The organism is Ascidiaceihabitans donghaensis (genome assembly GCF_900302465.1).
Lineage (GTDB): Bacteria > Pseudomonadota > Alphaproteobacteria > Rhodobacterales > Rhodobacteraceae > Ascidiaceihabitans > Ascidiaceihabitans donghaensis.
Genome location: NZ_OMOR01000001.1, coordinates 1,552,862 through 1,565,223 on the forward strand (window position 1 = coordinate 1,552,862; position 12,362 = coordinate 1,565,223).

At 55.3% G+C, this 12,362-nt stretch carries 13 protein-coding genes and 1 tRNA gene; 8 read left to right on the forward strand and 6 right to left on the reverse strand.

What is annotated here, in order from left to right; translation table 11 throughout:
• Window positions 1–380: 380 nt before the first annotated feature.
• Entirely contained in the window at window positions 381–1,784 is a 1,404-nt protein-coding gene (glnA, locus tag ASD8599_RS07745) for a type I glutamate--ammonia ligase (RefSeq protein ID WP_108827994.1), read from the reverse strand.
• A gap of 35 nt (window positions 1,785–1,819) precedes the next feature.
• On the reverse strand, window positions 1,820–2,158 hold the full coding sequence (locus ASD8599_RS07750) for a P-II family nitrogen regulator (RefSeq protein ID WP_108827995.1): 339 nt from the start codon (window positions 2,156–2,158) through the stop codon (window positions 1,820–1,822).
• 170 nt (window positions 2,159–2,328) lie between these two features.
• Between ASD8599_RS07750 and ASD8599_RS07755 the strand changes: the two genes are divergently transcribed.
• Window positions 2,329–3,987, forward strand: coding sequence for an NAD(P)H-hydrate dehydratase (locus ASD8599_RS07755; RefSeq protein WP_108827996.1), 1,659 nt, complete (start codon window positions 2,329–2,331; stop codon window positions 3,985–3,987).
• A gap of 9 nt (window positions 3,988–3,996) precedes the next feature.
• Here the strand turns inward: ASD8599_RS07755 and ASD8599_RS07760 are convergent, their stop codons facing one another.
• Entirely contained in the window at window positions 3,997–4,500 is a 504-nt protein-coding gene (locus tag ASD8599_RS07760; protein ID WP_108827997.1) for a Hint domain-containing protein, read from the reverse strand.
• Between the two features lie 165 nt (window positions 4,501–4,665).
• On the opposite strand from ASD8599_RS07760, the gene ASD8599_RS07765 reads away from it, so the two are divergent.
• From ASD8599_RS07765 to ASD8599_RS07785, 5 genes are all read left to right on the forward strand, one after another.
• Window positions 4,666–4,749: transfer RNA gene (locus tag ASD8599_RS07765), tRNA-Leu, on the forward strand.
• A gap of 79 nt (window positions 4,750–4,828) precedes the next feature.
• The gene (locus tag ASD8599_RS07770) at window positions 4,829–5,584 is read left to right on the forward strand and encodes a BUD32 family EKC/KEOPS complex subunit (protein ID WP_108827998.1); all 756 of its coding nucleotides are present in this window, start codon (window positions 4,829–4,831) and stop codon (window positions 5,582–5,584) included.
• 154 nt (window positions 5,585–5,738) lie between these two features.
• On the forward strand, window positions 5,739–6,428 hold the full coding sequence (locus ASD8599_RS07775) for a hypothetical protein (RefSeq protein WP_146188201.1): 690 nt from the start codon (window positions 5,739–5,741) through the stop codon (window positions 6,426–6,428).
• Window positions 6,429–6,456: 28 nt separating this feature from the next.
• A complete protein-coding gene (locus ASD8599_RS07780) occupies window positions 6,457–7,563 on the forward strand; it encodes an exo-alpha-sialidase (RefSeq protein ID WP_108828000.1) in 1,107 nt (368 codons plus the stop codon).
• Window positions 7,560–8,144: a hypothetical protein gene (locus ASD8599_RS07785; RefSeq protein WP_108828001.1), complete on the forward strand. Its 585-nt coding sequence runs from the start codon at window positions 7,560–7,562 to the stop codon at window positions 8,142–8,144. The genes ASD8599_RS07780 and ASD8599_RS07785 overlap by 4 nt, the downstream gene beginning before the upstream one ends.
• On the opposite strand, the gene ASD8599_RS07790 is transcribed toward ASD8599_RS07785, so the two are convergent.
• Window positions 8,141–8,515 (reverse strand): carboxymuconolactone decarboxylase family protein, encoded by a 375-nt coding sequence (locus ASD8599_RS07790; protein WP_108828002.1) that lies wholly within the window; start codon window positions 8,513–8,515, stop codon window positions 8,141–8,143. The genes ASD8599_RS07785 and ASD8599_RS07790 overlap by 4 nt on opposite strands.
• 126 nt (window positions 8,516–8,641) lie before the next feature.
• On the opposite strand from ASD8599_RS07790, the gene ASD8599_RS07795 reads away from it, so the two are divergent.
• Together ASD8599_RS07795 and ASD8599_RS07800 are read left to right on the forward strand one after the other, a co-directional pair.
• Entirely contained in the window at window positions 8,642–9,418 is a 777-nt protein-coding gene (locus tag ASD8599_RS07795) for a helix-turn-helix domain-containing protein (RefSeq protein ID WP_108828003.1), read from the forward strand.
• A gap of 191 nt (window positions 9,419–9,609) precedes the next feature.
• Entirely contained in the window at window positions 9,610–10,653 is a 1,044-nt protein-coding gene (locus ASD8599_RS07800) for a YeeE/YedE family protein (protein WP_108828004.1), read from the forward strand.
• Here ASD8599_RS07800 and ASD8599_RS07805 read toward each other — a convergent pair.
• Window positions 10,650–11,675 carry a 5-oxoprolinase subunit C family protein gene (locus ASD8599_RS07805; protein ID WP_108828005.1) on the reverse strand — a complete coding sequence of 342 codons (1,026 nt, stop codon included), beginning with the start codon at window positions 11,673–11,675 and terminating at the stop codon, window positions 10,650–10,652. The two genes, ASD8599_RS07800 and ASD8599_RS07805, sit on opposite strands and share 4 nt — an antisense overlap.
• Window positions 11,668–12,357, reverse strand: a complete 690-nt coding sequence (locus tag ASD8599_RS07810; protein ID WP_108828006.1) for a 5-oxoprolinase subunit B family protein — start codon at window positions 12,355–12,357, stop codon at window positions 11,668–11,670. The genes ASD8599_RS07805 and ASD8599_RS07810 overlap by 8 nt, the downstream gene beginning before the upstream one ends.
• Window positions 12,358–12,362: the final 5 nt, after the last annotated feature.

Here is a 12,362-nt window from a genome sequence, read left to right on the forward strand (position 1 = left end):
GGAAGTTGGTGGTTTTGATGTCGCCTGCGTACGAGATCGGTTTGCATGGCAAGATACAGATGTGGTGCGTCCAGCCTGCGCAGTTTGCGCCATTGAACCCTATCCCCCCGGATTAGGTTCTGACAAATTTCTAGGAAAAATGTGTAAAATCAACTTATAATTAAGCGAAGTCCGGATTTCCCTACCTTTTGGTCAGGAAAGTTCCCGATATGCGGGAGGCCTTGCGTGCTGGAGGTAAAACCAAAGATTTTGCGCGTAAATCCGCCGATGTTTTGTGCTGCGCGGCGGGTGAAGATTGGCAATTGGCAGCAAAAAAGGCGCCCCGAACCGGAGCGCCTTTTTCGTAAGTTTCAGGTATGCGGAACGAACCGCGCCCTGCCTTAGCAGGAGTAGTACATCGCGAATTCCACCGGGTGCGGTGTGTGTTCGTAACGTTCAACTTCTTCCATTTTCAGGCCTATGTAGCCTTCGATCTGGTCAGCTGTGAACACGTCACCAGCCAACAAGAAGTCCATGTCTTTGCGCAATTCGTCCAGCGCTTCGCGCAAGGACCCACAGACTGTTGGGATTTCCGACAGTTCTTCGGCTGGCAGGTCATACAAGTTCTTGTCCATGGCTTCGCCGGGATCGATCTTGTTCTGGATGCCGTCAAGGCCAGCCATCAAAAGTGCCGCGAAGCACAGGTATGGGTTGGCGGATGGATCAGGAAAACGGGCCTCAACGCGCTTGGCTTTGGGGCTTTCTGTCCATGGGATACGTACACAGCCAGAGCGGTTGCGGGCAGAGTAGGCGCGCAGAACGGGGGCTTCAAAGCCCGGGATCAAACGCTTGTAGCTGTTTGTACCGGGGTTGGTGAAGGCGTTCAGGGCTTTGGCGTGGTGCAGAATGCCGCCGATGAAATACAAGGCTTCTTGTGAAAGGTCCGCGTATTTGTCGCCTGCAAACAACGGCTTGCCGTCTTTCCAGATCGACATGTTCACGTGCATGCCTGTGCCGTTGTCGCCTGCGATGGGCTTTGGCATGAAGGTGGCGGATTTGCCGTAGGCGTGGGCCACGTTGTGGATCACGTATTTGTATTTTTGCAGCTCGTCGGCCTGTTTGGTCAGGCTGTCAAAGATCAAGCCCAGCTCGTGCTGGCAAGACGCCACCTCGTGGTGGTGCTTGTCGACCTTCATGCCCAGACGTTTCATCGTGGACAGCATTTCAGAGCGCAGATCGTGGGATTCGTCGGTGGGGTTGACCGGGAAGTAACCGCCTTTGACGCCTGGGCGGTGGCCCATGTTGCCCATTTCGTATTCTGTGTCTGTGTTCCAAGAGGCATCTGTCGCATCAACTTCGTAGGAGACTTTGTTGATGGAGTTGGAATAGCGCACGTCGTCAAACAGAAAGAATTCGGCTTCTGGACCCATGTAGGCCACGTCACCGATGCCTGTGGATTTCAGGTAAGCTTCGGCTTTTTCGGCTGTGCCGCGTGGGTCACGCTCGTACGCCTCGCCAGTGTCAGGCTCCACAACAGAGCAATGCACGCAGATGGTTTTTTCAGCGTAGAACGGATCAACATAGGCGCTGTCCACATCGACGATCAGTTTCATGTCGGAGGCTTCGATGGATTTCCAGCCCTCGATGGAGGAGCCGTCAAACATGAAGCCTTCTTCAAGGAAATCTTCGTCCACTTGGTCAGAGCACAGCGTGACGTGCTGCAGTTTGCCGCGTGGGTCGGTGAAACGGATGTCGACGTATTCGGCGTCTTCATCTTTGATCATGTCGAGAACTTTGTTGCTCATGTCTAAGCGTCCTTTCAGTCTTAAAGTATAGATTTTTAGAGTGCGTCAGAACCGGTTTCGCCGGTGCGGATGCGGATTGTTTGTTCGATTGGGGAAACGAAGATTTTGCCGTCCCCGATTTTTTCGGTTTTGGCAGCCGTAACGATGGCTTCGATTGCCGCATCTACCTGATCGTCGTCCAGAACAATTTCGACTTTGACCTTCGGCAAGAAATCGACAACGTATTCTGCGCCGCGGTATAGTTCGGTGTGGCCCTTTTGACGGCCAAAGCCTTTGACTTCCACAACGCTTAGGCCTTGTACGCCCACGTCTTGCAGCGCCTCTTTCACTTCGTCCAGTTTGAACGGTTTGATGATGGCTTCGATCTTTTTCATGGGGGCCTCCCTAGCCGGCTATTCGGATGTGTTGTTTTCAGGTTGTGTTTCGGGCGTCCATGGGATCGACTTCTGGGCGCGGGTTTGGATCGCCATTCTTTCGGCGTATGTCTAATTATTGTGCAATATGGCTAAAAAGTAGGCGAAAGTGAATCGCGAGGATTAGGTTAATGACAGAACTTCTGACCGCATCACAAATGCGGGCTTTGGAGCAGGCGGCAATTGCCTCCGGCGAGGTCACCGGTTTGGAGCTTATGGAACGTGCCGGGCAAGGTGTTGTCGAGGCGATTTTTGAAGAATGGCCCGCGTTTGCGCCTGCGGCGGGCGTGGATTGGGGGCCAGCCCCCAAACCCCCGGGATATTTGAAGCAAGAAGAAAAAGGACCTTGGCGCGCTGTGGTCTTGTGTGGGCCGGGCAACAATGGCGGTGATGGGTTTGTTGTGGCGCGTTTGCTGGCGGGTTTTGGCTGGGCAGTCGATGTGTTTTTTTATGGGGATGTTGAGAGGTTGCCCGCGGATGCGCGGGTGAATTATGAGCGGTGGTCGGAGGTTGGTTCTGTGCACCTTTGGAACGACGACGCGATCGAAGGTCGCCTTGACGGATTTGTTTCAGGCGACAGATCCTCATTTGAGCATCAGCTTGTTGTAGATGCGTTATTTGGTGTTGGACTTACAAGAAACATGCCGGTTGATACTGAAAGGGCGCGGCATGGATTTGTTCCAACGGTTACACATACCCCGCAAAGCGAGAGACCCAAGTATGTTGCCATAGATTTACCAAGCGGACTTTGCTCAGATTCAGGAGTGAACAGAGGGGCTTTTCCGACGGATCTGACCGTGACGTTTCATCGCCCAAAGTTGGGGCACTATCTGTTTGGTGACAACCATTTTGGGGGCGGCCCAAGCTTGTGCAACCAAGTTAGCGTTATTGACATTGGCTTGGAGAGTTCGCGGGCTGATCAACCTGTTTTGCTGATGGATTCGAAAAATTTGGCCGCGAAATTGTCTAAGAATTCTTGTGAACATAAATTCAATCATGGCTCTGCGCTGGTTCTGTCTGGCGGTTCTGGACGCACAGGTGCAGCCCGTTTGGCGGCGCGGGGGGCTTTGCGGATTGGCGCGGGGTTGGTCACTTTGGGGGTGCCTCCGGCGGCGCAGCTGGAGGTGGCGGGCCATGTAACGGCTTTGATGGTGAAGCGCGTGGCAGATGCTGATGGGTTGGCGGAGGTTTTGCAGGATAAGCGGTTAAATGCGTTGTGTTTGGGGCCAGGGCTTGGGCTTGAACGGGCACGGGCCTTGGTGCCTGTGGCGTTGGCGGCGGGGCGGGCCAGTGTTTTGGATGCCGATGCGTTGAGTACGTTTGCGGATGATCCGCGCACATTGTTCGACATGGCACACAAGCGATGTGTTTTGACGCCGCATGGGGGCGAGTTTGCCCGGCTGTTTCCTGATCTTGCCGAAAAACTTAACGCGCCTGCTGAAAAGGGTCCTGCCTATTCCAAGGTTGATGCGACGCGTGAAGCGGCTGCGCGTGCGGGCTGTGTGGTTTTGTTCAAGGGTCCAGATACTGTGATCGCGGACCCGTCTGGTCGCTGTAGCGTCCATGCCGCCGCCTATGACCGTGCGGCCCCATGGTTGGCCACGGCCGGGGCGGGGGACGTCTTGGCTGGTTTCATCACGGGGTTGTTGGCGCGTGGGTTCGCGCCGATGCAGGCCGCAGAGACCGCCACATGGTTGCATGTGGAATGTGCACGCAGTTTTGGCCCCGGCTTGATCGCCGAGGACCTGAGTGAGCAATTGCCTCATGTGTTTCGCGAGCTGGAAGTGTAAGCGGAGGCCTTACGCCGCTTTTGATTGCACAGCCTGCGCCAAAGGCACCGCCACTTCCAGACCATCCGCATAAATCACGTGCGGTTTGTCAAAGGTCAGCTGCACCAACAGCATTGGACGCAAGCCCAGATCGATGATGAATTCATCATCAATTAACTGCCCTGCTTCGACCACGGTGTGCAGTTTGCCAAACATGGATTGCGCCCGCCAGTCCCGCACCAATATGCGCTGGGCCGCAGGCAGGATCACATTGTGTTCGGGGCGTGTGTGACCCAAAGATCCGGCTTTTATGGACACGGCCTGCGCCAGAACACGCAAAGACGATACGTCTTTCAGCGTCACCATACCTGCATCACGCGTGACGACTTTGTCGCCGGGGGAAAGATATTCGACGGGAATTTCCCCGTCTGATGTAAACACGATGCTACCGGCCACCAAGCCTGTTTGCACCGCATGTGCGCGTACCCCTGAGCTTTGCCCAGTCTCGACGCGCCTGACCGTTTTCGGTTTCATTGGCGTCTCTTTTTTGTATCAACCTGCCTCTAGGTTAGACACAACATATCCCAATATATCTTTAATGTCGTCTTCTTTTTCCGCACCCTTGAGTGCATTTTCCTCTCGCATCCTGTGCGGGCCTTTGCTATGGCGCGTCAGCACGACGAATGTTCGTGCATGGATGCGGGTGTGGCGGAATTGGTAGACGCACCAGATTTAGGTTCTGGCGCCTTTGGCGTGGGGGTTCGAGTCCCTTCACCCGCACCATATCTTCTTTGCCTACCGCCCTCGGCTACTTGAGGCAGTCTTGATTGGCCTACCGCCTTCGGTTACTTGAGGCCCTGATATGCAAGATACATCCCTTCTACCGCGTGTTGAGAAAACGACCTTTGACGGTGTCGCAGCTTGGATCAAGCGTCCCGAAGCCACGCGTTCCAACGGGTTTACCCTTCTGCACAGCCTGCTCAAGCCGGTGATGCCCCCAGCTTTACATCCGACCGGGGCGTTGGGCGGTATGGATGCCATTCGACAAGAAGCGGGGCGTCTGAACGTCTTCGCACAAGCGGGTTTGCCGGCGCCACGTGTTTTGGAGCTTCGCAGCGATTGTGTGATTTTGTCCGATACAGGCGCTCAACTGCGCGACACGCTTCACAGTCTGGCGGATGACAAGCAGCGCTTGCATTTGATAGAGCGTGCCATGCGTGGCCTTGGGGCCGTGCACGCAGCCAAGCTGTGCCATGGTCGCCCATTCCTGAAGGACATGACCATTGGAGCGGATGATCAGCTGTCGTTTCTGGATCTGGAAGAAAACCCCACTGCCCGGATGTCACTGCAAGATGCGCAGGCCCGTGATGTCTGGCTGCTGTTGCTGGCCAGTACCGAGTTTTATCTTGGGCCGCCGCCCGAAACACCCTTGCAGGGGCTGACCGATCTTTTGGATGTATATCTGACGGAATGCGGCACCAGCTTGACGCCGCAGTTGCGCAATTTGGGACGCGCTTTGCGGCCTTACAGGCGGGTGATGTCGGTGTTGCGTCTGAAAGATGTTAGTAAGGATGCAGCTGGGGCGTATTGGTCCATGCGTGTGCTTGAACAACTTTAAGGCGCTTTTTCGCCGTCGCGGTCTCGGGGGATCAGATAAGCCAGAAAACAAGCCGCTTCAACTGACGTCCGCTCTACAATATGACAGGATATGTCCCTATATGGCAGGGCAAACACCCATGGCCATATTTTGGGCAAACACAAAGGCGAAGATTATGCAGGCAAAGATTGAACATAAAACCGGCATCACGGCACTAGAGGCCGCGGCCTTTGGTGTCATGGCTGTGGTGATTGCGGTGGGCTTTTATCTTGCGGCAACCAACGACGATCTGTTTCGGAGCCTCTACATTGTTGAGGACGGGTTTCTAGAATACGCGACATCCTTCATGTTGTTTGCCACCGCTGTCTTATGTTCGCTGCGGTTGGTCCGTGATCGAGCCTATCATACAAAGGCATTTACTTTGACCTATGTGTTAATTGTCGTCCTGATGATCTTTGGCGCAGGCGAAGAGATTTCCTGGGGCCAACGCATCTTCAACATCGAAAGCAGCGAATTCTTTTTGTCCAACAACCGCCAGTACGAGACGAATTTGCACAACATGGAAATCAACGGTGTAAACATCAACAAGCTGATATTCAGCAAGGGGCTGGTTCTGTTTTTGATCCTGTTCTATCTGATTTTGCCATGGGTATACCGCCGCAACGGCGCCGTGGCCCGGATGTTTGACAGATTGTATATACCGGTGCCCAAAGTGCATTTCGGCTTTGCGATGTTGGCGGCAGGTCTGATCATTGATCTGATCCCGTCGGGCAAAAAAGGCGAATTGAATGAGGTATGCCTGTCGATTTTCTTCTTTCTGACGCTGCTGACACCGCATAACAAACCCGTTGTCGTTCGTGACTAAGAATTCAAGCAAACCAGTGCTTTGGCCCATGAGTTGGCCGGCGTGCGCTTTGGCCGTCAGCGTGGGTTTGGGCCTATTTCATGCCGCCACCGCCCCGGCATTGAACTGGGCCTTTGATGTATCAACCCCTGTCATACAGACAGGGGATAGGCCAAAGTTCGAGACGGTTTTTGAGTATACGTCGCCTGTAGGAACAGCCCATGCGCCTGCCATCCAGATGCAACCGGACGGTTTTGCGGTGTTCTGGTTTGACGGTTTGCGTGAATCCCACAACGAGGTGATCATCAAAACGGCGGACTTTACGCGCAATGATGCAGGGGGATGGGACGCCGCGCCTGCAAAAAAGCTGTTCAACAAGGAACAATTGGCGGCTGTCACACATCCCCCGCAGAAGATTTTGACACTGGGCAACACGATCCAACAGGGGACCACAGACAACACGTTTCTGGCGACTATTGTTTCGGTTGGCGGTTGGGCTGCGGCGTCTATCGCGCAGGTGCAAATGCAGGGCGACGACCCGGCAGAGGTGCGCAAGCTGTCGTTGTCCCCGTTTCTGAACCGTTCGCATCTGGTGCGCGCACCGACCGTGCCATATGCGGATGGATCGGTGGCGATCCCTGCATATTTGGAACTTGGCAACGCGCTGGGCGATTTCGTTCGTGTCGATGACGCAGGATTTGTGCGCGACAAACGGCGCATGACGCATGGCCGTTTTGCCATCCAGCCGATGGTTGTGCCGTTTGATGCCGACAACGCCGTGGCTTTGATGCGGAATTTTGACGATGACACTGACCGCCTCATTGCCACGTGGACAAAGGACGGCGGGCGGCACTGGTCCGCGCCGGAACTGCTGGATTTGCCAAATCCGAATGCCCCTGTCGCAGCGGTGTCTTTGGGGCCGCAGACGCTTGTGATGGCCTACAACGAGACACCCAGCATTCTACATCTGGCCGTCTCTCAGGATCAGGGGCGCACGTGGGATACGGTGCACACGCTGGAACAGGGCGGTGGTGATGTGCGCTATCCTGCGATGGCGCTGTTGCCGGATGGCGATGTTTTGCTGACCTATTCCACAGGATCGAAGAAAAGCATCAAAGCGGTTGTTTTCAACGCCGCTTGGGTGGTTCAACCATGACCACATTGTATGAAACCATAGGTCTGTACGCAGTGGTGCTGTGGCTGTTGTTTCGCCTTTTGCGCATCGGTGTATCGGACATACTGGCGCTGTGCGGCGCGGCCATCATCGTTGCTGTTGTGTCCGTGGTTGCATTGGACGTGCCCTTGATGCTGATGGCGATGTTTGCGCCATTCGGGGCGGTTTTGCCAGCTTTGGCAATCCAGAACTTCACCACACAGTTTGGCGGTTACCGGTCTACGGATTACCACTTGGCCGAGGTTTTGGGGGCTTTGGCGGTGTATGTGCTTTATCTTTGCGCGGCTTTGGGGGTTTTTGCCTTTGATCCCTACCGCTTCGGATACCAACCTGTGATGGGCAGTGTCATCATCTTGGTGCTTTTGGCTTACAGCTTGTGGCGCGGACATGTTTTTTTGGCCTTGGCGTTGATTGTGGGGCAGGCGGCATGGGCCTTTGACATTGGCAGCACCAACGCCTTTGATCACATGACCCATGTGATTTTGGTGCCTGTCTTGTGTGTGGTGGTGCTTCAAAAACTGTTTGGTTTGTTGCGCAAGTCTGATGTCACGCAAACCCGCTAAGAGACGTCTTCAAACACTTCAAGCGCAGCATTCAGCGCATTGATGGCGGCGGGCATTCCGCCGTACATCGCCATTTGCCAGATGGTTTCCGCAATCTCTGTCTGGGTCAGACCGGCTTTTAACCCGCCTGCGATGTTGATCTTGAGCTGTGGGCGCGTTTGTGCCCCAAGTGCGGTAAGCGCTGCGATGGTTGCAATATAGCGGTCGCGCAGCGGCAGGCCGGGGCGGCTGTACTGTTGGCCATAGGCAAAATCGACGACAGTTTCAGCCATACCGGGTAAAAGGGCGTCGTAACGGGCCTTTAGCGTGGCTTCCATGCCGGGGTTCAGCGTCTCGGACAGGGTCTGACCGCGTTTGTAGGTTGCATCCATTGTAGGTTCCTCGGGTTTCTGAATTGCCTTGCGAAGATTCCGGTAAATGATGCTAAACTTGAATTGCTGATTAAAAGGCATCAATTCGTGATACCATGCCGCGTTATCACGTATCAGGAGGCCCCCATGCAGGCCGAAATTTTCGAAACACTCAAATCCGTGCTGCGTGCCCGCCGGATGACCTATGCAGAGCTCGGCAAACAGTTGGGCACGTCAGAGCCCACGATAAAGCGTCTCTTTGCATCACGCGATTGCAAGATCAGCCGGCTGTCCGAAATTTGCGCAATCCTTGATCTAAGTCTTGATGACGTTGTGGCCCAAGCCAGCCGCGTCGAAATCACGCCGCGCAGCCTTGGTGACCGGATCGAGGCGCAACTGGCGGATGATCTTCCTGCATTTCATCTGTTTTTGCTGCTGACAGATGGGGTCGGGATTGACCGGATCATGGATCAATGTGGGCTGACACCGGACGACCTGTTTCGGATCGGGTGCCGGTTGGAGCGGATGGAACTGGTTCAGGTCTTGCCGCAAGGGCGTCTTAAATTGGTGGACGAGGGGCCAGTGAAATTCCGTCGGGACGGCCCCTTGCACGGCGCTCTGTTAAAGATCAATCTCGAATTTTTACAGCGTGTTTTTGCACGTCCCGAAAGCGATGATGCAGGGTTCATTACACAATCGCGGCGGATATCGCAGGCCACGGCACGGCACATGATGACGGAATTGCACAGCCTGACCCGCCAGTTGTCGGATATGGCCCGTCAGGATCAACTGACTGTGCAAAGCCACGATTTGCAAACCTATAAAATGACATTGGCATGGGCGCCTGTTGCTTTGGAACATCTGGTGAAGGTGGACGCACCATCGAAACCACCGGAGGAACACATCAGCCGAAGTGCAAATTAAGACCAAAGCGTTTCATAGGTATGTGGTCTTGGATGTTGTGTCGCGTTTACGGGTCATTTTTGGGAAATTGTTCCGATTGGGTTGATTATTCACACATATCGTCCCATTCGCATCTCTTTATTTTTTGTGCAGAAGGATTAATTGCCTGTTCGTGCGTGTCCGACAGGGCGCCTGCCACAAAGGAAAGTGTTATGCTGCTGGAAAATTTACCGTTCGATCTGCCCGTTCAATCCGTTCATGTCATCTTTGGTGTGGTGCTTGGCCTAGTGTTTGGCGTGGCGGCACAGATTTCGAAATTTTGCCTGCGCCGCGCTGTTGCGGGCGACACAGGGGCAGATGCATCGGCAGGGGCGGTCTGGATGATGGCGCTTGCAGCGGCAATTGGCGGTTTCGCAGTGGCGCAAAGCCTTGGCTGGGTCGCACTTGAGGACCACCGCTTGCTGTCGTCCAGTGTACCGGTTCTGGCCATCATTGTTGGCGGGTTGGCCTTTGGGGCGGGCATGGTACTAACGCGTGGTTGCATGTCGCGTCTGACTGTCTTGTCGGCCTCCGGCAATTTGCGTGCTTTGACGGTGATCTTGGTGTTTGCGATCGTGGCGCATGCCACGCTGAAGGGCGTGTTCGCACCGATGCGTGTGGCCTTGGGGGCGGTGCAGCAGGACTTTGGCATAGCGTCTTTGGCCCAAATTCCGGGGTTTGCACCTGTGGTGGCTGTGCTTTTGGCCGTTGGGGCAATCGTTTTGGGACGCCGTTCGGGGACATCGGCACTGGTTTTGGGCTTGGGCGCTGTGATCGGTGGAGTGGCTGTTGCGGGCTGGGCTGGCACGTCCGTTTTGCTTCTGGATGATTTTGATCCGTTGCCTGTGCAATCGGCGGCCTTCACGTTGCCTTGGGCTGACACGTTGTTCTGGACCATTGCGTCCTCGGCTATTCCGGCAGGTTTTGGCACGGGGCTGATTGCCGGGGTATTTTTGGGCAGTTTTGCCTGCGCAGTTTTGCGTTCGGAATTTGCTTTGGAAAGTTTTGAAGCGCCTGCACAGACTTTGCGCTACGGGGCAGGTGGTGCGTTGATGGGTGTGGGCGGCGTCTTGGCTGGCGGTTGCACGATTGGGGCTGGCCTGTCGGGCAGCGCCACATTAAGTGTTGCGGCTTTGCTGGCCCTTGGCGCCATCATCACCGGTGCGATTGCCACGCAAAGCCTGTTACAGGCACGTGGGGCTGCGGTCGCAGCCTAATCCCAGTCACACCCGAAAATCAGGTTTTCGCGCATCAGTCGCTGCGCGAATGACCCACGTGCAACGGCGATCTGGTCCAGATACCCTGCCATACGGGCACTGTGATCACGGGCAATGCGGACCGCATCTTGGGCGCAAATACTTTTAAAGCGCATTTCCTGACCCTTGCGGTGCTGCGCCAGACGGTCGGTGTCACGTCCTATGACCGTTGCGATCTTTGGATACCCCCCCGTCGTTTGGTGGTCGGCCAACAAGACCGTTGGCACACCATCGCCCGCCACCTGAACCGAGCCGCGAACGATGGGTTCTGAGGGGATGGACAAAGCAGCCTTTAAGCCAAGGGCAGGGCCGTTCAGGCGCATCCCCATACGGTCATACGCGTCTGTGACTTTGAACGGCGCGCTGGTAAAATGGTCCAACGCCGCCGCTTCAAAGTGCCGGTCCTGAGGTCCCATGACAACGCGTATCGGGCCTGTGTCCACACCGTCGTGTTGTGGTGTGTCTACGCCCTGAATTTGTGGGATGTCCCCAAGGCGATCGTCGCGGATTTCGGACTGTTTCACCCCCAACACCTGACCCGTTGTCACCGTGCCACCGCCAAATCCGGACAAAGCATGTGTGGCGCTGCTGCCCAACCAGCTTTGCGCGTGCAACTGGCCTGCAAAAGCGACATAGGCCCAGCTGCCCGACGGCCCTGCACGCAGGCTTAACCGTTCGCCTTTCTTCACTGTCAGAATGACCCACGACCGGTGGGTTTGGCCTGCGTGATCCACAACAAAGTCGCCTCCGGTGATGGAAAGTGTCACGGCCCCTTGGGTGCACGTCAACACCAGCCCACCCAACGATACCTCAAGTGCGCCAAGCCCCGGTGCATTGCCAAGGGCTGTGTGGGCGGCCTGAAAGGCCAAACGATCCATTGGTCCGGAATGAGGCACCCCAAAGCGCATGTGCCCACGTCGTCCTACATCTTGCACAGTGACAAGAGGCCCCGCAAACGTGACGTTGAACTCTGTGTCAGACATGTGATCCGTCCTGTGTCAAAGTGTGAAATGTTGCAAGATCGATACGTTCAAAGACAACTCTATCGCCGACATCAAACAAAAATGGCTTGTCGGGGTGTCCCGTCAAAACGGAGGTGGGCGAACGTCCGATACGCGACCATCCTGTTGGCATCGTCAGTGTCGTGATCAGGCATTGTCCAGCCGCAATAATAACGCTGCCGGCTGGCACATCGCGCAGGGCGGTGGGTTTGCGCGGTACCTGTATGCTGTCTGGCACGCCTGTCAAATAGGCATACCCCGGCGCAAACCCGAACATGGAGACGTCGAAATGACCAGACAGATGTGCATTGATGACGGCATCTGTGCTTTGCCCTGTGGCTATTGCCACAGCCTCCAGGTCCGGTGCGCAGGGGCCGTCGTAACAGATGTGGACACGGTGTCGCGTGCCGCCATGACTGTCCGGAACCGGTTTGGACAAATATGTGCGCAGGCTGTCTTTCAAAATCGAATGATCTGTCACCAGCGGATCAAAGACCACCAGTATATTGACCAACGCCGGTACCGTTTCAATGACACCGTCTAACGGGTTTTCAGCCAGAGAACGGTCCAGTGCAGCTATGGCGTTTCGGGTTTGCAGGTCTTGTGTTTGTGCAAAGGTGACCAGCAAAGCGTGATCCGCGATAGGGGTAAATGAGGCATCCATGAAAA

Excerpts from the sequence above, each read along its gene's own strand:
- glnA (WP_108827994.1), bottom strand. The coding sequence starts at position 1,784 with ATGAGCAACAAAGTTCTCGACATGATCAAAGATGAAGACGCCGAATAC.
- ASD8599_RS07750 (WP_108827995.1), bottom strand. The coding sequence starts at position 2,158 with ATGAAAAAGATCGAAGCCATCATCAAACCGTTCAAACTGGACGAAGTG.
- ASD8599_RS07755 (WP_108827996.1), top strand. The coding sequence starts at position 2,329 with ATGACAGAACTTCTGACCGCATCACAAATGCGGGCTTTGGAGCAGGCG.
- ASD8599_RS07760 (WP_108827997.1), bottom strand. The coding sequence starts at position 4,500 with ATGAAACCGAAAACGGTCAGGCGCGTCGAGACTGGGCAAAGCTCAGGG.
- ASD8599_RS07770 (WP_108827998.1), top strand. The coding sequence starts at position 4,829 with ATGCAAGATACATCCCTTCTACCGCGTGTTGAGAAAACGACCTTTGAC.
- ASD8599_RS07775 (WP_146188201.1), top strand. The coding sequence starts at position 5,739 with ATGCAGGCAAAGATTGAACATAAAACCGGCATCACGGCACTAGAGGCC.
- ASD8599_RS07780 (WP_108828000.1), top strand. The coding sequence starts at position 6,457 with ATGAGTTGGCCGGCGTGCGCTTTGGCCGTCAGCGTGGGTTTGGGCCTA.
- ASD8599_RS07785 (WP_108828001.1), top strand. The coding sequence starts at position 7,560 with ATGACCACATTGTATGAAACCATAGGTCTGTACGCAGTGGTGCTGTGG.
- ASD8599_RS07790 (WP_108828002.1), bottom strand. The coding sequence starts at position 8,515 with ATGGATGCAACCTACAAACGCGGTCAGACCCTGTCCGAGACGCTGAAC.
- ASD8599_RS07795 (WP_108828003.1), top strand. The coding sequence starts at position 8,642 with ATGCAGGCCGAAATTTTCGAAACACTCAAATCCGTGCTGCGTGCCCGC.
- ASD8599_RS07800 (WP_108828004.1), top strand. The coding sequence starts at position 9,610 with ATGCTGCTGGAAAATTTACCGTTCGATCTGCCCGTTCAATCCGTTCAT.
- ASD8599_RS07805 (WP_108828005.1), bottom strand. The coding sequence starts at position 11,675 with ATGTCTGACACAGAGTTCAACGTCACGTTTGCGGGGCCTCTTGTCACT.
- ASD8599_RS07810 (WP_108828006.1), bottom strand. The coding sequence starts at position 12,357 with ATGGATGCCTCATTTACCCCTATCGCGGATCACGCTTTGCTGGTCACC.